The sequence below is a fragment of the Actinomycetota bacterium genome, from assembly GCA_030018275.1.
In the GTDB taxonomy this organism is placed as follows: domain Bacteria; phylum Actinomycetota; class Aquicultoria; order Subteraquimicrobiales; family Subteraquimicrobiaceae; genus Subteraquimicrobium.
The window spans coordinates 117,005-137,455 of sequence record JASEGB010000001.1 but is presented as its reverse complement, the minus strand read 5'-3'; the positions used below and the strand labels follow the sequence as shown (position 1 = coordinate 137,455).

Here is a 20,451-nt window from a genome sequence, read left to right as displayed (position 1 = left end):
GGTCTATCATTTTCTGGAAAAATCCGGTGAACAGATGGGTGAAGTTTGATGAAAAGTTGCGAGATAAGAAAGAGATTCCTCGCCTTACCAATCGCGGCGGCGGGCAAGGCGTTGGTCTATCATTTTCTGGAAAAATCCGGTGAACAGATGGGTGAAGTTTGATGAAAAGTAGCGAGATAAGAAAGAGATTCCTCGCCTTCTTTCAGGAGCGGGGTCATGCGGTTTTCCCTAGCTCCTCCCTGGTTCCCGATGATCCCACCTTGCTCCTCACTGCCGCGGGGATGGTGCAGTTTAAGCCCGTCTTCCAGGGCGAGATGAAACCAACCCACATCCGAATTACTACCTGCCAGAAGTGTGTTCGTACCAGCGATATTGAGCGGGTTGGTCACACGGCGAGACATTTGACCTTCTTTGAAATGTTGGGGAATTTCTCCTTTGGGGATTATTACAAGAGGGAAGCCATCGCTTGGGCGTGGGAATTTTTAACACAAAATTTGAAACTCGATCCGGGTAGAATGTGGATCACCGTCTTTGAGGACGACGATGAATCATTCAAGATATGGAGAGATGAGATCGGCATTCCCGAGGCTCGGATCGTACGCATGGGGGAGGAGGACAACTTCTGGTCCGCTGGCCCCACGGGACCATGTGGTCCCTGTTCCGAGCTCGTCTATGATCTGGGGGAGGACCGAAGTTGCGGGCGACCCGATTGCGGAATCCACTGCGATTGCGACAGGTTCCTGGAGGTATGGAACCTGGTCTTTATGGAGTATAACCGGAATGAGAAGGGAGACCTTGAACCCTTGCCCAAAAGAAACATCGACACGGGACTGGGTTTGGAGCGAGTGGCTTCGGTTCTGCAGAATGTACCCACAAATTTTGAGACCGACTCCCTTAAACCCATAGTCGATAAAACCATAAACTTGAGTGGGATAAGGTACGGGAAGGACAAAAAATCTGATATCTCCGTTAAGATCATCGCGGATCACGTTAGGGCGATAACCTTTCTCATTGGTGATGGAGTTTTACCCTCAAATGAGGGGAGAGGTTACATTCTCCGCAGGCTCATACGAAGAGCTGTCCGTCACGGTCGGTTGTTGGGAATTGAGAGATCGTTTCTTCCGGATATCGTTCAAATGGTCGTGGAATCCATGAAGGATGCCTATCCCGAAATCAAAGAGAGCCAAGAATTCATAATCCGCATTGCTGCTGGTGAAGAGGAGAGGTTCTCCCAAACCTTAAGATCCGGTTTGAGCATTTTAAGTGGGGTTATTCAAGAGGCAAAATCAAGGGGAATGAATCAGATCGGTGGCGATATTGTCTTCCAACTCTATGATACCTATGGTTTCCCCCTGGAGTTGACCCGAGAGATAGCGGAAGAGGATGGATTCTCCTTGGATGAGAGAGAATTTGATGAACTCATGGAGGAGCAGCGTAGAAAGGCACGGGCTGCTTGGCAAGATCGAGTTGCCAAGCCAAAGGAGGTCTATGCGCAAGTTTTTGACCAATATGGCAAGGGTGAATTCGTGGGCTATTCGCTGGAAAGCGTTGAGACGACGATTCAAGCCATAATCCGTGGCAATGTGGTGGTACATCGGGGTAAAGAGGGAGATGAGATTGAAATAGTTCTCAAGAAAACCCCCTTTTATGCCGAAATGGGAGGCCAGGTCGGAGATAAGGGATGCATAGAAGCCTCTTCCGGTATGGTAGAAATAGTGGATACTCAATCTCCCTTTCCTGACCTTTATGTTCATGTAGGGAAGGTAGTTAAGGGAACCATTCGCTTGGGCCAAAAGGCTAAGGCTTCCATCGATCTCAAAAGAAGAACGGAAATTTGTCGAAATCATACTGCTACTCATCTGCTCCACTGGGCGCTAAGGACCGTGTTGGGCAAACACGTCAAGCAAGCGGGTTCCCTCGTGGATCACGATAGATTGCGATTCGACTTCACTCATTTTACGGCCCTAAGTGATGAGGAAATTTGGAGGGTCGAAAAACTCATCAACGATAAAGTTTTTGAGGGACATCCCGTCAAATGCTATATCACATCCTTTCAATTCGCCAAGGATATCGGAGCTATTGCCCTCTTTGGGGAGAAATATGATGAATTTGTGAGGGTTGTGGAGATCGGCAATTTCAGTAAGGAGCTTTGTGGAGGAACCCATGTGGCAAACACGAGTCAAGTTGGGCTGGTTAAGATAGTTAGTGAGGGGAGCATCGGAACAAACCTCAGGCGAGTAGAAGCTTTAACCGCGAGTAGAGCTTTAGATTATATCCACGGCAGGGAGGAAATTCTCGAGGAAACCACCAACCTGTTGAAAGTGGGAACGATTCCCGAAATCCCAGAGAGGATAACCAGCATACTGGCTACTCTCAAGGAGAGGGAGCGAAAGATAGAGTCCTTTGAGATTCAGCTCATTAAACATCAGGTTGATACCCTTCTGGCTTCAACTCGCGAGGTAAATGGGGTCAGAGTTCTCATAAGGGCAATAGAGGCTAAAGATATGGAGAGTTTGAGGCGATTTGTCGATGTTTTAAGGGAAAGGGTGAAGAGCGGTATCATGGTTCTGGGAGCTTCACATGGTGGAAAAGCCATGCTAATTGCTGCCGCCACGCCGAACCTGGTAGCCAACGGTTTTCACGCCGGTGATCTACTTAAGGAAATAGCCCCCCTCGTTGGTGGTGGGGGAGGGGGTAGGGCAGATCTTGCCCAGGCGGGAGGAAGGAAGCCGGAGAATATCTCTCAAGCTTTAGATAAAGCCTTTAAATGTATCGAAAAGCAATTACAACAAAAAAAGGAGGGAGAAGTGGAAAGGGATTAGTCTAAAGGGGGGAAGATTAATTGATCTCTTCACTCTAGACTTATCCCTCATCCCTTTAAGTTAATGCGAAAGATGGGTCTTGACATTGGAGCAAAAAATATTGGGGTTGCTATCTCCGATCCTCTTTGTAAGACTGCCCAGGGTCTGACCACTATTAAGAGGAGTAATTTTTCCCGCGAGGTTCGGAAACTCAAAGAACTTATTGAAAATTACCAGGTAGATGAGATAATTGTGGGCATTCCCCTTAATTTAAATGGAAGTTCGGGTCCTCCAGCCAGAATGGTTGAGGAATATGTAAGGAAGCTTTCTTCGCAACTGGAGGTACCCATAAAGTGTTGGGATGAGAGGTTAACTACACTTTCAGCGAGGAAGACTCTCCTGCAGGCCAATGTAAGGCGAGCTCAGAGAAAAATGGTGATTGATAAGATCGCCGCTACCCTCATTTTACAGGGATATCTGGATAATCTTCGCAGTGGGGAGGGGTTTAAATCTGCCCATTCCTAACTGGAGGGAGATTCGAGCGGGAAAATTTAGAAGGATTTTAATCTCCGCCGTAGTGGTTTTCCTTTTAATCTCCTTTTATTTTCTCGCCCTTCATCGACCCCCAAAAGGGGGAGCAGTGGAGTTAGTGATCAAACCCAAGACCCCGACCTCCAAAATAGCCCATCTTTTGGTCGAAAAGAAGATCCTGTCTGAACCATATCTTTTCCGATTCTTACTGCGCATCAAGGGAATAGACATCTTACCCGGTAAGTACAGGTTTAGAAGGGGAATGTCCCATACAGAAGTCTTGAATATTTTTCTCCAGGGGCCGCTCAAAAAGATTTTTATGGTTACAATACCCGAGGGGTTCACCACCGATCAAATCGTGGAAAGAATTGGAGTCAAGACGGAGATAAACGCCGAGGAGTTCAGGCAGCTCGCGAAGAATGGCACCACATTGGGGATTTTTAATTATGATTTTCTAAAAAGCAATGCCACACCCGGTTTAGAGGGCTATCTTTTTCCAAAAACCTACATCGTGATCGAAGATACCACCCCAAAACAATTTATAGATATGTTGCTCACCCAGTTTGAAAAGGAGATATCATCCCTTAACTGGTCTGAAGCTGAGAAGAGAAATTTAACTCTCCATAATGTGATAACGGTAGCCTCGTTAGTTGAAAGGGAGGCAAAGGTTCCCGAGGAGCGGAGTTTGATTTCGGCCGTCATATACAACCGCCTCAACAAGGGAATGCCTCTTCAAATAGATGCCACGGTTCAATACGCTTTACCTCGATGGAAGCCGAAGTTATCCAAAGAGGATCTGAAAATTGACTCTCCTTACAATACTTATCTACATCCCGGTCTTCCCCCAGGTCCAATATGCAACCCTGGTTTGGAGTCCATAAGAGCGGCGTTAAACCCCGCACAGGTAGATTACCTGTATTATGTGGTTACTGATCCAGAAGGGAGACATACTTTCACCAATTCTTATGAAGAATTCTTGAAGGCAAAGAGAAAGGCAAAAAGTGCGAGATAAAAGGCATAAGTCCTACGGATCCGTCTGGAGATTGTTAAGGCTTCTTTGCCCGAGTAAATATTATGACTCCGTGTGCGAGATCGATCTGGCTGAGCTTAAACGCCGGGGTATCGACGGTTTGATAATAGATCTGGATAATACTCTCGTTCCTCGATACGAGCGAGAAACTCCTCAGAGAATTCGTCGATGGCTTCAAGAGGCCATCCTCCAGGGATTTCGAATCTGCATTCTCTCCAATAACTGGACTACTCGAGCAAGTAAGATCGCTAGTCAACTCAAATTACCCCTCCTGGCTCCCGCGGGAAAACCCAGGCAGCGAGCATTCTTGAGGGCAATTAAGCTGCTCGATGTTTCCCCCGAGCAAACTGTGGTTATTGGAGATCAGATATTTACCGATATATTAGGAGGGAATAGATTGGGACTAAAAACCATTCTGGTGGTTCCCATAAGTCCCCAGGAAATGTTGCACACGAAATTTCTGCGCAGACTCGAGAGATTGGTGCTTAAAAAATTGCGAGAAAGGAATTTGCTTAAAGAATAGCACAAAGTAAAGTTCGGGTGAGCTGGATGTTAAGAATCGATGGTCAAACAAAATTGACGGGAATCATCGGTTATCCCCTGCGATATACGCTTTCTCCGGTGCTCCATAATGCGGCCTTTCAGCACCTCAGCCTGAATTGGTGTTATGTACCCCTTCCGGTGGAGAGACCCCTTCTTCACCAGGCGTTGGAGGGCATAAAAGCTCTCAATTTTGTTGGGATAAATGTAACCATGCCTTACAAGGAGGAAGTCATCCCGTTTTTGGATGAGATTGCCTCCTATGCTCGGATTGTGGGAGCGGTAAATACCATTCACGTGAAGGGAAATAGATTAATCGGATATAACACGGATGGAAGGGGATTTTTAGCTTCCCTTCAAAGGGATGCGAAATTTGATCCGAAGGGGAAAAATATTTTGATTGTGGGAGCAGGTGGAGCTGCTCGCTCCATAGCGGTTTCCCTAGCCTTAGCAGGGGCAAATTATATAGCCATACTCAACCGCACTTTGGAGAGAGCACATTCCCTGGGTCAACTTCTCCAAGAAAACTTCCCTTCCTGCGAAGTTGAGGCAATGGATTTCGAAGCCGATCTATCTTACGTCTTTTTGAAGGCCGAAGTGGTGATCAATGCCACTCCAGTGGGTATGGATCCGAAAAGCGGGGAACTTCCCTTCCCCGTGGAGTTGCTAAAACCCAAGCATCTCGTGTGTGATTTGATTTACAAACCGAGGGAGACTTTACTCCTCAAGTTAGCCAAGGAGAAGGGAGCCCGTACCCTTGGAGGATTAGGCATGCTTCTTCATCAAGGTGCCGCGGCTTTTGAGATTTGGACGAATTTAGAACCTCCTATAGCGGTAATGCGCAAAGCCTTGGAGGAAGCTTTGGGGGAAGATCGTCATGGTGAGGGTTAAAAAGAGACTGGGCAAAATTTTGATAGAAGCCGGTCTCATCACGGAGGCACAACTGCAAAAAGCCTTAGAGTCCAGGGATAGCAAATCGCTGGTGCGGACTCTCGTCGATTTAGGATATGTCACCGAGGGAGATATCGCAAAGACCCTAGCTGAAAGGATGCACCTTCCCTTCATAAATTTGGAGGATTACAAGATTAACTCCAATGCCGCGACCATAATTTCGGAGGAAGTGGCCCGGCGATATCTCGTCTTTCCCATCGATTTTGAGGGCGATAGGTTGGTCGTGGCTATGGCCGATCCCGCCAACGTCTTCGCCATCGACGACTTGAGCATCGTCACGGGTTACGACATAAAACCCGTGGTGAGCACGGAATCGAGCATCCTCAGCGCAATCCATCAATACGCAAGGGTGGATAAAACCATCGAGCAAGTGGCGGAGAGCATTGCCGCCGAAAGCGAGGTTCGTGAGGCTTTAACGGAGGAGCGAGAAGCCGAAGAAGCCCCCGTGGTCAAACTGGTCGATTTAATCATCACGGAAGCTGTGCGGGAGCGAGCAAATGATATCCACATTGAACCCCAGGAAAAGGATTTAAGAGTAAGATACCGAATAGATGGCGTTCTCCACGAGGTCATGTGCTCCCCAAAGAGGATTCAACCCGGTCTCACCTCTCGTATTAAGATCATGGCTGGAATGGACATCGCCGAGCGTCGCATCCCCCAGGACGGACGTTTTGGCCTAACACTTGATAAAAAATCGATTGACTTTCGGGTAGCGACTTTACCTACGGTCCATGGGGAAAAAATCGTACTTCGTCTCCTGGAGAAGGAAAGTATCTTGATGGATCTCAATGATTTAGGCATTCTTCCAGGGAGCCTTAAGAGATTCAAATCCTCATTCACGAAGCCCTATGGGGCCATCTTGGTCACCGGACCCACTGGGAGTGGTAAAACCACGACCCTATATGCTGTTCTCAATGTTTTAAATTCAGTTGAGAAAAACATCATCACCGTTGAAGATCCGGTCGAGTATAGACTTTCCGGCATCAATCAAATTCAGATAAATCCCAAAGCTGGCTTAACCTTTGCAACGGGACTCCGTTCCATTTTGAGAAACGATCCGGATATCGTGATGATAGGCGAGATCCGTGATCAGGAGACGGCTATGATAGCCATAGAATCGGCACTTACCGGTCACCTGGTGCTATCCACCCTGCACACGAACGATGCTCCCTCATCCCTTACCAGGTTAACGGAGATGGGAGTGGAACCATTTCTTACTTCTTCCGCAGTGGACTGCATAGTCGCTCAGCGACTTGCAAGGAGGCTATGTAACCATTGCAAGGAATCATATACTCCAGATCCAAAGGTTTTACGAGATGTCGGTTTTCCTCTGAGCGAGGATAAGGAGGTACCAACTTTATATAGACCCAAGGGTTGCGGCAAGTGCGATGGAACGGGTTATAAAGGTAGGATAGGTGTGTTCGAAGTCATGTTGGTGAGCGAAACCATTAAGCGACTCACCGTGGAAAAAGCCACCACTGAGGAGATCAAAGAGGTAGCCATCGCCGAGGGGATGAGGACCCTAAGGCAGGATGGCTTCGAGAAAGTGCGTTTGGGGATCACCTCCATCGAGGAGATAATGAGGGTCATAGTCTAATTGTTAGCCGTAATGTTTACGCACATTGGTAACACTATATTGTTTGGGGCATCCCTCCGAGTGCTAGCTGCTGCCCCGACAAGTCGGGGCTTAACGGTTCTCTTAAGATGCACTCTCCAGGATACCCCGTCCACAAAAATATGAGCATAGAAGAAAACCAGCTAACAGGCAAACTAAGGGAATGGATATGGTGACAAAATTGGATGAAGAACTCAAAGAAATCCTGATAAATGAGGGGATTGTGACTCCGGAGCAGCTGGCGAGGGCCGAGGAGGTTCGAAAGGAGACTGGAAAATCTTTAGCTCAAACTCTCGTGGATATGAAGTTAATCAGTGAGGCCACTTTAACCTCCGTCCTTGCGAAAAGGAAGGGTCTCCCCTTCGTTGATTTAGGAGAATGTAAGATCAATGCAAGTGCTGTAGCCATCATCTCCGAAGAGATAGCCCGGCGATATCTCGTCTTTCCCATCGATTTTGAGGGCGATAGGTTGGTCGTGGCTATGGCCGATCCCGCCAACGTCTTCGCCATCGACGACTTGAGGATCGTCACGGGTTACGACATAAAGCCCGTGGTGAGCACGGAATCCGATATCCTTTCTGCCATCAATCATTATTACAGAATGGGCGAGGCACTGGGACGGGAGATCGAAGGTATCATGGAGATAGAGGAGGAAATCCCGGTAGAGAAAATTCATGAGATCGCTGAGGAGGTACCCATCGTAAAGCTGGTAAATTTGGTAATCACCCGGGCGATCCATGACCGGGCAAGCGATATCCACATCGAACCCCAGGAAAAGGATTTAAGAGTAAGATACCGAATAGATGGCGTTCTCCACGAGGTCATGCGCTCCCCAAGGAGGATTCAACCCGCCCTCACCTCTCGCATTAAGATTATGGCCGGAATGGACATCGCCGAGTGTCGTAAGCCCCAGGATGGACATTGTGGACTAACCGTTGGAGGGAAGGCTTATGACTTCAGGGTGGCCACCCTTCCCACAGTTCATGGGGAGAGGGTCGTTCTCCGTATTTTGGAGAAGGAAAGCATTCTGATGGATTTGAATGATTTGGGATTCCTCCCAGAGAGCCTTAAGAAATTCAAATCCTCATTCACGAAGCCCTATGGGACCATCTTGGTCACCGGACCCACTGGGAGTGGTAAGTCGACCACTCTTTATGCTGTGCTAAATGTCCTCAATATACCGGAGAAAAACATCGTTACCATAGAAGATCCCGTGGAATACAGATTACACGGCATTAATCAAATTCAGATAAATCCCAAAGCTGGCTTAACCTTTGCTAGAGGTTTAAGATCGATCCTGAGGTCCTCACCCGATATCATAATGATAGGCGAAATTCGAGATAGAGAAACCGCACAAATAGCAATAGAAGCAGCCTTAACGGGACATTTGGTGTTATCGACCCTACATACAAATGATGCTCCCGGAGCCATCACCAGACTCACAGAGATGGGAATTCCTCCATTTCTCGTTTCTTCAGCCGTTGATTGTGTTCAGGCTCAAAGACTCGCCAGAAGATTGTGCAAGGGATGTAAAGAGTCCTACAATCCTTCCACAAAAGCACTGAAAGAGATTGGTTTCCCCTTGGAGGGCGATGATATAGCCACACTTTATCGTCCCAAAGGTTGTAGCAAGTGCAATGATACTGGATATAAGGGAAGAATAGGGATCTATGAAATAATGTTGATGAGTGAGACCATTAAGCGACTCACCGTGGAAAAAGCCACCGCTGAGGAGATCAAAGAGGTAGCCATCGCCGAGGGGATGAGGACCCTAAGGCAGGATGGCTTCGAGAAAGTGCGTTTGGGGATCACCTCCATCGAGGAGATAATGAGGGTCATAGTCTAAAACCGAGTTTCGAGTATCGAGTTTCGAACCCTGAAGTCTGTTATTTTAAACCCACAAAATTCCTCCAAGTATTTCACTCCTTTCTCATCCGATTCAGATGAGATATTTAATGAATTGTGGGAATTTGCCGATAATATTGGCGATGTCACCAATAAAATGGGGGAAATCCATGGAATTGACTGATCTATTAGAAGAGGTTTTGCGAAGAGAAGCATCGGATTTGCACCTTACGGTGGGAACTCCTCCCGTAATACGGATTCACGGGGATCTCGTTCGCCTAGATTATCCTAAGCTAACTCCCAAGGATACCAAGGAGATGGTTTATAGCATCCTTACATCGGAGCAGCGGGAGAGGTTGGAAAAGAATTTGGAGCTTGATTTCTCCTATTCCTTACCTGGGAAAGCCCGATTCAGAGTGAACATATATCATCAGCGAAATAGTCTCGCCGCTGCTTTCCGTTTCATCCCCGTTGAGATAAAAACCCTTGAAGAGCTAGGTCTCCCGAAGATTCTGGAAACACTGGCCAGAAAACCAAGGGGTTTTGTGTTGGTCACTGGACCAACCGGTAGTGGAAAGACAACGACACTCGCCGCTTTGATCAACATCATCAATGAAACACGAAACGTTCACATAATGACCATCGAAGATCCCATAGAGTATCTCCATCATCACAAAAAGTCCATCGTTAATCAGAGGGAAGTTGGCTTGGATACCAAATCCTTTGCAAATGCCCTCAAGTATGTATTGCGTCAGGACCCAGATGTCATCTTAATAGGGGAGATGCGCGATGTTGAGACTATCGCCACTGCGTTAACCGCCGCCGAAACGGGACATCTAGTCTTTGCAACTCTTCACACTCCAGATGCTCCCCAGTCGATTGACCGGATCATCGATGTGTTCCCTCCACATCAGCAGCAGCAGGTGCGGATCCAACTCGCTGGCACCCTGCAAGGAATAGTAGCTCAACAACTCCTGCAGACTCGAGATGGAAGGGGTAGAGTGGTTGCCGTGGAGGTTCTTTTTGCCACCCCAGCGGTTCGGAATCTCATTAGAGAGGCGAAAGGGTACCAAATTTATAACGTCATGCAAACTGGACAGAAGTACGGAATGCAGACGATGGACCAAGCCTTAGCCGATCTTTACCGGAGGGGGAAGATATCTTACGAGATGGCTATGGCGCGGGCAATCGACCCCCACGATATAAGGCAGCTTCTTAGTCGAGCGGGATAGGATGAATTGAGTTTGGAGGTGTAATCATTGGCAGCAACCTTTACTTATAGGGTTCGTGATAGACAGGGCAAGATAATAGTGGGCTCCCTCGAAGGCGATAGCGAAATCACCGTTGCTAATAAATTGCGCCAGATGGAATACATCGTATTGGGTATTAAGGAGAAAGCTGAAGTCCCTAGTCCTGGCGAAGTCCTTATGCGCTTTAAAAGAATAAAATTGAAGGATCTCACGGTGTTTAGCCGTCAGTTCGCCACCATGATAAATGCCGGTCTTTCCCTGACCAAATGTCTGAACATCTTGAGTGTGCAAACCGAAAATTCTGCCCTGGCCAAGGTGATTGCCGAAGTTCAGCACGATGTCGAGGCGGGACAAGCACTTTCCGATGCCTTGGCAAAGCATCCAGGAATTTTTCCTCCCTTATTCATCAATATGATAAGAGCTGGAGAAACCGGTGGAGTACTCGATGAGGTACTGCTTCGAATAGCCGAACATTACGAGAAGGAAACGACATTGAAGGGGAGGATAAAATCGGCGATGGCTTATCCCTCGGCCATGTTCGGCTTTTCCATGCTCATCTTATTTGCCATGATCACCTTCGTTGTCCCAATTTTTGTGAGGATGTTCGAAGGTTTGGGTGGCGAACTTCCTTTACCCACTCGGATTTTGCTGGCCGCAAGCGGTTTCATGCAAAGTTTTTGGTACATAGGGTTGCTCATTACCATAGCATTGGTTTATGCCTTCCGATGGTTTGGGAGGACGGAAACAGGTCGATTGCAGATCGATAGGATAAAATTGCACTTGCCCATCATCGGGTCATTGGTTCGTAAGATATCCATAGCTAGATTTGCTCGAACTCTGGGAACCTTGGTCTCCAGTGGCGTCCCCATACTCCAAGCTTTGGACATTGTGGCGGAAACATCGGGCAATGCTGTGGTTGCTACCTCTGTGATGAGGACTCGAGCAAGTATCAAGGAGGGTGAAAGCATCGCGAGACCTCTGGAGGAAAGCACTGTGTTCCCTCCAATGGTGGTTCAAATGATCGCCGTTGGCGAGGAGACGGGAGCCCTCGACTCAATGTTGAATAAGATTGCCGATTTCTATGATTCGGAGGTTTCAGCCACGGTGGATGCGCTCACTTCTTTGATCGAACCCTTAATGATCGTGGTCATGGGAACCTTAATTGGAGGCATAATTATCTCCCTGTATATGCCGATGTTCCAAGTGATTACCCTGATTAAATAGGGTAAAGGTCCGCTTGATGCAGGTCGCAGGTCCAAAGAATTTGAGGATATTAAGGTTTCAAAGCAAGGTGCCGATAAAGTTAGTGAGGTAACTTTTCTCGGAGGTGATGTTGGAGCTCCAAATGCAATTTAAATTTTCTCACTCATGCAAGGAGGTGAAAAGAGGTGATTAGGAAGGAAAGAGGTTTCACATTGATAGAATTAATGGTCGTCGTTCTGATCATTGCTATCTTGGTCGCCATCGCAGTTCCGGTATTCAACGTGGCACGTGAGAGCGCTCAAAAGAGAACTTGTCAGGCAAACTTAAGAACGATCGACGGAGCAATAACTACTTACAAGGCCACTGAAGATGTTTATCCTCCCACTGGCCCGCTGGACGATCAGCATCCTCTGATAACGGAGAAATATCTCAAGGCTCCACCGAAGTGCCCGAAGGCTGAAGCTCTCTACACCATCGCTCCAGGGGATCCTCCTTATGCGGTATGTCCTAACATTCCACCTCATACGTACTAAAGTTAGCCTTTAGGGAAAGTGGCACCCATTTGGGTGCCACTTTTTTATTGCACTCTAAATAATGGTGGCAAAGAGGTCGATAAATTTAAAGGCATTATCGAAGGTTAAAAGGCATTGAAGGGGCGCTATGTCGAAATGAGGGACATATGCTAAAGGGAATAATGGGATTGGTCTTTTTCATATTCGGATTAGCCATTGGAAGCTTCTTGAATGTTTGTATTTACCGTCTTCCCAGGAAAGAATCGATCATCTTTCCCAGCTCTCATTGCCCCCACTGTGGTAGAATCATAAGAGCTTATGACAATATTCCGCTTATCGGTTATCTTCTGCTCAAGGGCAGGTGCCGCTATTGCAAGGGAAGGATATCCATCCAATATCCCCTGGTGGAATTATTGACCGGACTCCTGTTTTTATTTTGTTTCTTAAAGTTTGGACTAAGCTCGGGGTTTTTATCGGCTTCATTCTTCACCTCCATCCTTCTCTTAGTTGCCTCCATCGATTTGAAGCACAAGATCATTCCCAATAAGGTAATTTTGCCGGCTTTAGTGGTACAGTTCATCTTAGTGATTTTGTCCAATCCACAAGCGATAGGCTCCTCATTGATTGGGTTTTTCATCGGTGGAGGATTACTACTGCTGGTGGCATTATTGGCTCATCTTTTTTTAAGGAGAGAGGGGATGGGGGGAGGGGATATAAAGCTCGCGGCATTTTTGGGTATATTCCTGGGCTGGCATGTGCTGACCGCTCTATTCCTTGGTTTTCTTTTGGGAGCTATTTCCGGCATTGCACTCATCATCTTCAAGGGAATGAGCAGAAAGGATATTATTCCCTTCGGTCCATTCCTTGCCCTCGGTGGATTCATAACCCTATTCTTCGGCCCCCAGATTTTCCGCTACTATTTAAGCTTATGTTTCCTATAGATCCTGTGCCTTTAGCTCTCCACCTGCGATGCCGATAAAAATAGCGAGCAATCTTTACAGAAGCGGGTGGGAGTAATGACAAGAAGCGAGAAAGGATTTTCCCTTCTCGAAGTCTTAGGAGCGGCGACGATCGTTGCTCTCATCCTAATTCCCATATTCATTATGTTTTATGAAGGGGTTGGGTTCGTTTCCTCCTCCAAGGATAAGAATCTTGCCACCAATTTTGCCCAAGAGAAGATGGAGTACCTGAGGAATAAAGCCTATGATGACCCCGAGCTTCAAGATGGCACTTATTCGGATACAAGAACTGCAGGGGGTAAGATCTTTAATCGTGAGGTAACAATAGTCTCTTCGCCTTCTGAGATCACAAATTCGAATGCGGATATTAAGAGAATTACGGTTAAGGTGAGCTGGACGAGGGAAGGTCAAACGCAAGCCGTAATACTGGTAACTTACAGGGCAAGGAAGCTATAAGCGGGGGCGAGGTTCATGCTGGGATATATTAAATCCAATGAAGAGAGAGGGTTCACTCTGGTGGAGCTACTTTTGGCTGGAGCTTTGCTCTTTTTGATAGTTGGGGCTTTATACGGCTTGTTAGTTCAAGGCCTGGAGACCTGGAATCTTTCCGAGGGGCAGATAGATGCTCAACGGAGTGCGAATTGCCATGTTGAGGATAGCTCAAGAGCTTAGGGAATGCTATAAGGTTACGGGGATTACCGATTATAGCCTCACCATATCCGGATTGCAAATAGTTGGAGAGAAATTGTCCACAACCGATCCCAGACGGAAGGTCTACGGACCATCGCGATATTATCCATGGTTATCATGGGCACCTCCAACCATCTACAAAAATGGCATCCCCCGTCCATCCAGCGAATATAGCGTAAATTATGAGAGGGGAACGGTTACCTTCAATTATTCTCTGGCGGAAACCGATATCGTTCATGCCGATTATACCTATGATACGTCGGTGATTTACTCTCTATCGACGAATGGAATTTTAACAAGGCAAGTTGATAGTTCAAGCCAAATTGTGGCTAGATATTTGATCAACCGGAATAAATCAGTCCCAGTTTTCAGGGCGGATGATGTCAATCAACCCTACCAGATTTATATCACCTTAATCATGGATAAAAATCCGGGTGAGTTTCCAGAGGAATACAGGCTGGAGAATGAATGTAGGTTGAGGAAGTGATGGAGGATTTATGAGATGGGAAGAATGGTCAAGTTTCCGCTTAGATTGAAGATTTTAATCAAGGAAGAGGGATACACGCTAGCCTTTGCTTTAAGCGCCGTCTTGATCTTGATCCTTGTGGGGACTGCCCTCATTTCCCTGACCATAAATGAGGCATATATGGTAATTCAGCATGCCAATTCCACAAAAGCTTATTATCTAGCAGAAGCTGGAATAAACCACGCCCTGTGGAGTTTAAACAGCAACATGTCCGGCACGATTGGAAGCGAGACCACACCGGTTGCTCTTGGATCGGGAAGCTATTATACGATTTACGATTCGAACACTGGGTTGCTCATTTCCGTGGGGAAAGTTACGGGGGTAACGAGGAGAATAAGAGTTCAAGCGGTCGTGAATACGGTGCCCGCCTCTTTCCAACGTGCCTTGACCGCAGCTAAATTCAACGCCATACCCGGAAATGATGATGATCCCTCTGCGGAGGATAACGTCTTCATATACAATGATACGACGGAAACCACGAGGGTCATGATCTACGGTACGGGGAGCGATGTTTTAAACATCCACGGTTGGGTCATAAACATCAGGGAACCGAGCACGAGTTCCAATTATCTTGGATATGCCTATGACGAAGACGGTGTGCGCCCCGTGGATAATAAATACGTTGCCGGTGTGAGGGAATTTCCCGACGCGCATTGGAAGGAAGCCACTTCCGCCGATCCCTCGGGGCTACCCACCTTTAGAACAGCCCCTTACGAACGGGAAATTCGCACGGCGAGCACTTACCCCGCCGGAAACCAAACATGGACCGGAACAGTAACACTCACGGGGGGAAGCAAGACCTACATAAATGGGAATTTGACCATCGATGGTGCTACCGTAACCAGCACGGATACCTCCACGGTAACCACGATTGTGGCTTATGGCAATGTGACCATAAATAGCTCAACCATCGAGGAAAAGATACAAATCATCGCCGGTGGTTGGGATGATGATCCGAATACGAATACGGATGCCCTGGTCATCCAAGGAACCAAACCAAAGCCAACTCAAATGGGAGCGAATACCGAACTCTACAGCAATGCTCGAACGAGGGTTTACGATTATATTTACTCCACCCAATCCAGTCTCCTCTCCAGATATGTTATATTTCTGACTTCAAATACCAATGCGGGATCGACCGATACTGGAAACCACATTCAACTAGAAGGGGTAGTCTTCTCCCGGAGGGGAATCCGATTCCGCACCGAATCCAATGGTCGGGAAATAGCGGTTATCGGGAGTATAATTGCGGGAGACGTCGATAATGATGATGGTCAGCTTTGGTTTGATAATATCAAAAGACGAGTCAAGTTGACCTTCAGGGGATCTGCCATGCCCTCGGAGTATCCAAGTACCTTTGGGATCATACAAGGTGTGACACTCGATTACAGGACTTGGCGTGAGCAATAGTGATTTATTAAAGAAATGGGCGGAAATGCCGATAAATTTCTGGAATTTTTAAAAGAGGGAAATACAAAATTTTATCGAATCAAGTAATCGGTTTTAAAAGAGATAAAAGGTAATGCCCCGCCCGAAGAGGGGAAGCAACAAAGGTTTAAATCAAGCGGAAGCCATGATCGTAGGAGGAATCGTATTTTGGGCATTTTTCCATTTAGAATCCTTCCACCAATAGGTCTTGATATTGGCACGAATACCTTCCGAGCGGCTCAGCTTAAGCCAGCGCAGGGTTCACCCATCCTCATTAAGTATGGCAAGGTAAAGGTCCCCATGGGAGCGGTTGTAGAGGGCGAAGTAGTCGACGTCGAAGCCATTTCAAACTCCTTATTTAGACTCTGGAAGAATGCAGGTTTTGGGGACAGGAGAGTGGTAATCGGTGTAGCCAATCAGAAGGTCGTTGTCCGCCTCATCGAACTCCCTTTCATGGAGAAATCAGAGCTCAAAGGAGCTATTCAGTATCAAGCTCAGGAATTCATTCCAATTCCCATCGAGGAAGCCATTCTCGATTTCCAAGTGGTAGGCGAATTCACCACGGAGAATAATGAGCGGATGATGGAGGTGCTCCTTGTAGCTGGACAGAAGGACATGATCCAGAACAATGTCGCCGCTGTTGAGGGGGCTGGATTAAAACCCGTGGTAATCGATGTATCTTCCTTCGCCCTCGTGCGTTCGCTCATAGGTGAGTCACCCATTGTTCCTGGGGAAGGGGAGTTGGAGGGAACAGCAACAGCTCTGATCAACATCGGTGCCGGGATCACCAATATCGTCGTTGTAGAGCGAGGAATACCGAGATTTACTCGGGTGACCTCTCTGGCGGGAAATGATTTTACCCGTGCCATAGCTGATGCCTTGAACGTATCCTTCGACGAAGCCGAGGATTTGAAAGTCGAGATAGGGCTAACTCCTTTGAATAAGAAGTCAAAATCCAAAAAGATTCGGTCTGAGATGGCCGATAAAGTGCCTCTGGTGCAAGAGGTTTTGGGGAAAGAAATAAATAATTTTGTGACCGAGGTCCGACGCTCTTTCGATTATTATCTTGCGCAAGCCACCCAGGTCAAAGGCATTGGGTGTGTTATTTTAAGTGGAGGTGGATCGAAACTGGAATACCTTGATCGTTATCTAAGTCAGAGCTTACAAGTGGATGTGGAATTTGGTCATCCTTTGAAGGGATTTCAGATCGATCCCAAATTACCTCAAGGGGAGCTCATGGCTGAAGAACCTTCCCTTGCCATTTGTCTTGGTCTTGCTCTACGGGGGTTTGAGCGATGACGAACATCAATTTATTGCCTCCGGAAATCCTTGGAAAGAGGAGAGCTGAAAGAATCCTAGTTTACTCATTCATGGGAATAGTGGTCCTCGTTTTTATCTTATTTTTTATATATACCATTAATGCCTGGGTCGTCAGTCAGGAGGAGCGAGAACTCTCCGCAATTAAGACCGAAAATCAAAAGTTACAAGAGGTAATCGCGGAGTATGAAATTTATGAGAAGAAAAAGGCTGAGGTTGAAAAGCGAGAGAGAATCCTCAAGACCGCAATGGAAGGCGAGGTATCATGGTCGAAGCTACTCAACGAAATTAGTATGGTCATACCGAGCGATGTTTGGTTGACTTCTTTTAAGGGAGACATGAATGCTGGAATCACTTTTCAAGGTCACACCTTCACCCATAATTCGGTGGCAAAATGGATGGTCAGGTTGAAGGAAATTAAGCAGTTTACCGAGATTTGGCTCAATGTTTCAGAAAAAACAGAGGTAGAAGAGCAAGAAGCCATCCGATTTGAGACGACTTCTCAATTAAAAACGGCGAAGCCTTCCGTTCCTGCCCCGCCTAAGAATTCGGGAGAGTGAGGGCATGACCATTTCGCTTAAGTCTAGGATAACGGCAGTGGGCATATTTGCAATTCTTCTCGTGGTCGCATTCTTCCTCCTGGCTTGGCTACCTCAACAGAACCGAAAAGCCCAAATTCGAAAGCAAATGGAGGAGGAGAGGAAGAGGCAGGAGACAGCGAAGTCTACGCTTTCACGCCTTAAAGCCGCAAAGGAGGAATCAGCCCAAATTGAGTCAAAGCTGTTGAGCTTGAGCAAAAGAATTCCAAAGGAGCCCGAACTTCCATCCCTTATAATCGAGCTACAGGATATAGCCACGCAAGCGGGCATTGACTTTATTTCCATAAAACCCTCTGTTCTCAGCCCGAAGGAGAGTTTTTCCGAAATACCCTTGAGTATTAACATTACTGGAGGATTCTTCGATGTGGTCGATTTTCTCTATCGTCTTGAAGGACTTCCCCGGGAGATAAAAGTAAATGTGGTGAGCATATCCGTGAAGGAGTACCCCGAGCTCTCCGTGGATATTTCCGCGAGCGCCTTCACACTCATCAAACCCCAGCAAGCTAGTGAAAGTGGTAAATCTCAGACGAGTAAAAGTGGTGGATAGAAAATGGCACAAGAGGTGAAGGATTATGTAACCAAAGTTAAAGGGTTTTTAGAAATGCCCAAGGGCAAAAAGGTTTTAATGATCATCATCGCTGCTCTTATCATATTCGTCGTTGCTTTGGCGCTTTTATTTTTGGTGATTAGCAAGGCTCCCAGGGAACCCCGGCGTGTGGTTCAACCACCTCGATCCACACCAAAGGAGGAAGAGAAGGCGGAGAAAATGATTGCAACGGCTCCTCCTTCCCCTGTTGATCGGGTTGAGTCTTTTGAAGTATACGAGAGTAAAGATCCCTTTAAGCCTTTGATCACCAAGGTGACTACGCCCACTGTCACGGATACGACTGAAACAACGCTAAAAGTTCTCGCCCTTGAGGATATTTATACTGAGGATGGAACGAAATATGCCTCCATAAAATATGGGAGCACCATATATAAGGTTAAAGAGGGAGATCGAATAAATGATTCTCCCTATCAAGTATTATCGATAGGGACCGATAGTGTCACCCTTCTTTACGGGGATGATAAAATTGTATTAAAGTTGGGTGAGGAGATATACAAGTAATAGTAAGGCTAGACATAAATCGCTACGGCAGAAGCTCTTTTTGCCAAAACATTATCCTTAAGCAAAGGAATGTTTCAAATTCTAAGCACAAAGCACCAAATTCTAAACAATATCAAATGACCAAAACTTCGTTTTGAATTTGTTTAGGATTTAGGATTTCGAATTTAGGATTTGAGCCACCTTTTTGAAATTATGTCTATGGCATACAAGTAATAGAAATATTAGTCCATGGGCGGCACTCCTGCTCGGTGCCGTTTTATGTTATATAAGAAGCAGTTTGAATGATTTTTGAAATGAATAAGAGGTGAGATGATGCTTAGGTTTCTTACAGCGGGAGAATCCCATGGACCAGCTCTTATTGCCATTGTGGAGGGGATTCCCTGTGGTTTAAAGATTTCCGCAAAATACATCAATTCTGAACTCTCTCGACGCCAAATGGGCGTGGGTCGGGGTGGAAGAATGAAGATAGAGCGGGATGAAGTGGAGATTTTAAGCGGAGTGCGTTTTGGTAAGACCCTCGGTAGCCCCATAGCCTTACTCATCAGGAATAGGGATTGGGAAAATTGGTCGAGGGCGATGTCCATTGAAAAAGCTGTGGAAATGGAACCAGTAACCACGCCTCGACCTGGGCATGCAGATCTCGCTGGTGTTCTAAAGACGGGGCAAAGGGACATCCGCAATGTTTTGGAGAGGGCAAGCGCCAGGGAAACCGCAGCTCGGGTGGGTGTTGGAGCCATTGCCAAAGCTCTTCTTCGGGAATTGAACATTTCAATCCTAAGCCACGTTATAGGCATCGGAACCCATACAGCGAAGATCGTTTCCCCACCTAAGCTTAAGGATATTCCCGAGATAGATCGTTCCCCAGTGAGATGCATCGACGAAAAGGCATCCCTCGAAATGGTGAGGGAGATTGAAGAGGCTGGGAGTGATGGGGACACTCTGGGGGGCATTTTTGAAATCATAGCTTATGGAGTTCCTCCAGGGTTGGGAAGCTATGTATCCTGGGATAGGAGATTGGATGCGAGGTTGACTCAAGCGATTATGAGCATACCTGCAATTAAAGGAGTTGAGATTGGAGAGGGTTTTAAGTTGGCTTCGATGAGGGGCTCATCCGCTCACGATGAGATATTTTTCGATGCTTCCAGAGGGTTCTACCGTGAGACGAATAGAGCTGGGGGATTGGAAGGTGGAGTAACGAATGGGGAACCGGTCCTTCTTCGGGCTGTTATGAAGCCCATCCCCACCCTCGGTAAACCATTGCGAACCGTTGATATAATAACTAAAGAGTCGACCGTTTCATTTAAAGAACGTGCCGATGTCTGTGCAGTCCCCAGCGCTGCTGTGATCGGAGAAGCGGTTGTGGCCATGGAGCTGGCTTCCGCTGTCCTTGAAAAATTCGGTGGAGATAGCCTCAATGAGGTCAAATGTAACTATCAAAATTACATCGAGAGAGTGAGGAAATGGTGATTTAGTGATTGGTTCACGGTTCACAGTTCACAGAATCTTAGACTTGTTTGGCTGTTGATAGTTTTAATTTTAGAATCAA

At 46.8% G+C, this 20,451-nt stretch carries 20 protein-coding genes; all 20 read left to right on the top strand.

Translation table 11 applies throughout. The features are described from left to right. The first annotated feature begins 161 nt into the window (after positions 1-161). The 20 genes from alaS (at position 162) to aroC (ending at position 20,372) form a co-directional block, all read left to right on the top strand. Entirely contained in the window at positions 162-2,822 is a 2,661-nt protein-coding gene (gene alaS / locus QMD66_00790) for an alanine--tRNA ligase (protein ID MDI6821409.1), read from the top strand. Positions 2,823-2,885: 63 nt separating this feature from the next. Next, complete coding sequence (gene ruvX / locus QMD66_00785) at positions 2,886-3,326, top strand: Holliday junction resolvase RuvX (protein ID MDI6821408.1); 441 nt, start codon at positions 2,886-2,888, stop codon at positions 3,324-3,326. After that, positions 3,241-4,344, top strand: a complete 1,104-nt coding sequence (mltG, locus tag QMD66_00780) for an endolytic transglycosylase MltG (protein ID MDI6821407.1) — start codon at positions 3,241-3,243, stop codon at positions 4,342-4,344. The genes ruvX and mltG overlap by 86 nt, the downstream gene beginning before the upstream one ends. Continuing rightward, a complete protein-coding gene (locus QMD66_00775; protein ID MDI6821406.1) occupies positions 4,334-4,885 on the top strand; it encodes a YqeG family HAD IIIA-type phosphatase in 552 nt (183 codons plus the stop codon). The genes mltG and QMD66_00775 overlap by 11 nt, the downstream gene beginning before the upstream one ends. A gap of 26 nt (positions 4,886-4,911) precedes the next feature. Beyond that, positions 4,912-5,793 carry a shikimate dehydrogenase gene (locus QMD66_00770; protein ID MDI6821405.1) on the top strand — a complete coding sequence of 294 codons (882 nt, stop codon included), beginning with the start codon at positions 4,912-4,914 and terminating at the stop codon, positions 5,791-5,793. After that, positions 5,780-7,450 (top strand): ATPase, T2SS/T4P/T4SS family, encoded by a 1,671-nt coding sequence (locus tag QMD66_00765; protein MDI6821404.1) that lies wholly within the window; start codon positions 5,780-5,782, stop codon positions 7,448-7,450. The genes QMD66_00770 and QMD66_00765 overlap by 14 nt, the downstream gene beginning before the upstream one ends. 187 nt (positions 7,451-7,637) lie before the next feature. Further along, positions 7,638-9,314 carry an ATPase, T2SS/T4P/T4SS family gene (locus QMD66_00760; protein ID MDI6821403.1) on the top strand — a complete coding sequence of 559 codons (1,677 nt, stop codon included), beginning with the start codon at positions 7,638-7,640 and terminating at the stop codon, positions 9,312-9,314. A gap of 169 nt (positions 9,315-9,483) precedes the next feature. Then, positions 9,484-10,545 (top strand): type IV pilus twitching motility protein PilT, encoded by a 1,062-nt coding sequence (locus QMD66_00755; protein ID MDI6821402.1) that lies wholly within the window; start codon positions 9,484-9,486, stop codon positions 10,543-10,545. A 27-nt stretch (positions 10,546-10,572) separates the two neighbouring features. Continuing rightward, a complete protein-coding gene (locus QMD66_00750; protein ID MDI6821401.1) occupies positions 10,573-11,787 on the top strand; it encodes a type II secretion system F family protein in 1,215 nt (404 codons plus the stop codon). Between the two features lie 164 nt (positions 11,788-11,951). Beyond that, positions 11,952-12,299 (top strand): type II secretion system protein, encoded by a 348-nt coding sequence (locus QMD66_00745; protein MDI6821400.1) that lies wholly within the window; start codon positions 11,952-11,954, stop codon positions 12,297-12,299. 146 nt (positions 12,300-12,445) lie between these two features. Next, complete coding sequence (locus tag QMD66_00740; protein ID MDI6821399.1) at positions 12,446-13,219, top strand: prepilin peptidase; 774 nt, start codon at positions 12,446-12,448, stop codon at positions 13,217-13,219. A 75-nt stretch (positions 13,220-13,294) separates the two neighbouring features. Further along, positions 13,295-13,693 carry a prepilin-type N-terminal cleavage/methylation domain-containing protein gene (locus tag QMD66_00735; GenBank protein ID MDI6821398.1) on the top strand — a complete coding sequence of 133 codons (399 nt, stop codon included), beginning with the start codon at positions 13,295-13,297 and terminating at the stop codon, positions 13,691-13,693. A gap of 15 nt (positions 13,694-13,708) precedes the next feature. Continuing rightward, a complete protein-coding gene (locus QMD66_00730) occupies positions 13,709-13,909 on the top strand; it encodes a prepilin-type N-terminal cleavage/methylation domain-containing protein (GenBank protein MDI6821397.1) in 201 nt (66 codons plus the stop codon). Next, positions 13,860-14,414, top strand: a complete 555-nt coding sequence (locus tag QMD66_00725) for a hypothetical protein (protein MDI6821396.1) — start codon at positions 13,860-13,862, stop codon at positions 14,412-14,414. The genes QMD66_00730 and QMD66_00725 overlap by 50 nt, the downstream gene beginning before the upstream one ends. A gap of 15 nt (positions 14,415-14,429) precedes the next feature. Continuing rightward, positions 14,430-15,863, top strand: coding sequence for a pilus assembly PilX N-terminal domain-containing protein (locus tag QMD66_00720; protein ID MDI6821395.1), 1,434 nt, complete (start codon positions 14,430-14,432; stop codon positions 15,861-15,863). A 186-nt stretch (positions 15,864-16,049) separates the two neighbouring features. Next, on the top strand, positions 16,050-17,180 hold the full coding sequence (gene pilM / locus QMD66_00715) for a type IV pilus assembly protein PilM (GenBank protein MDI6821394.1): 1,131 nt from the start codon (positions 16,050-16,052) through the stop codon (positions 17,178-17,180). Then, complete coding sequence (locus QMD66_00710) at positions 17,177-17,758, top strand: PilN domain-containing protein (GenBank protein ID MDI6821393.1); 582 nt, start codon at positions 17,177-17,179, stop codon at positions 17,756-17,758. The genes pilM and QMD66_00710 overlap by 4 nt, the downstream gene beginning before the upstream one ends. 4 nt (positions 17,759-17,762) lie before the next feature. Next, positions 17,763-18,344 (top strand): type 4a pilus biogenesis protein PilO, encoded by a 582-nt coding sequence (gene pilO / locus QMD66_00705; protein MDI6821392.1) that lies wholly within the window; start codon positions 17,763-17,765, stop codon positions 18,342-18,344. 3 nt (positions 18,345-18,347) lie between these two features. Then, positions 18,348-18,905 carry a hypothetical protein gene (locus tag QMD66_00700; protein ID MDI6821391.1) on the top strand — a complete coding sequence of 186 codons (558 nt, stop codon included), beginning with the start codon at positions 18,348-18,350 and terminating at the stop codon, positions 18,903-18,905. A gap of 312 nt (positions 18,906-19,217) precedes the next feature. Further along, a complete protein-coding gene (aroC, locus tag QMD66_00695) occupies positions 19,218-20,372 on the top strand; it encodes a chorismate synthase (protein ID MDI6821390.1) in 1,155 nt (384 codons plus the stop codon). Positions 20,373-20,451 lie beyond the last annotated feature (79 nt).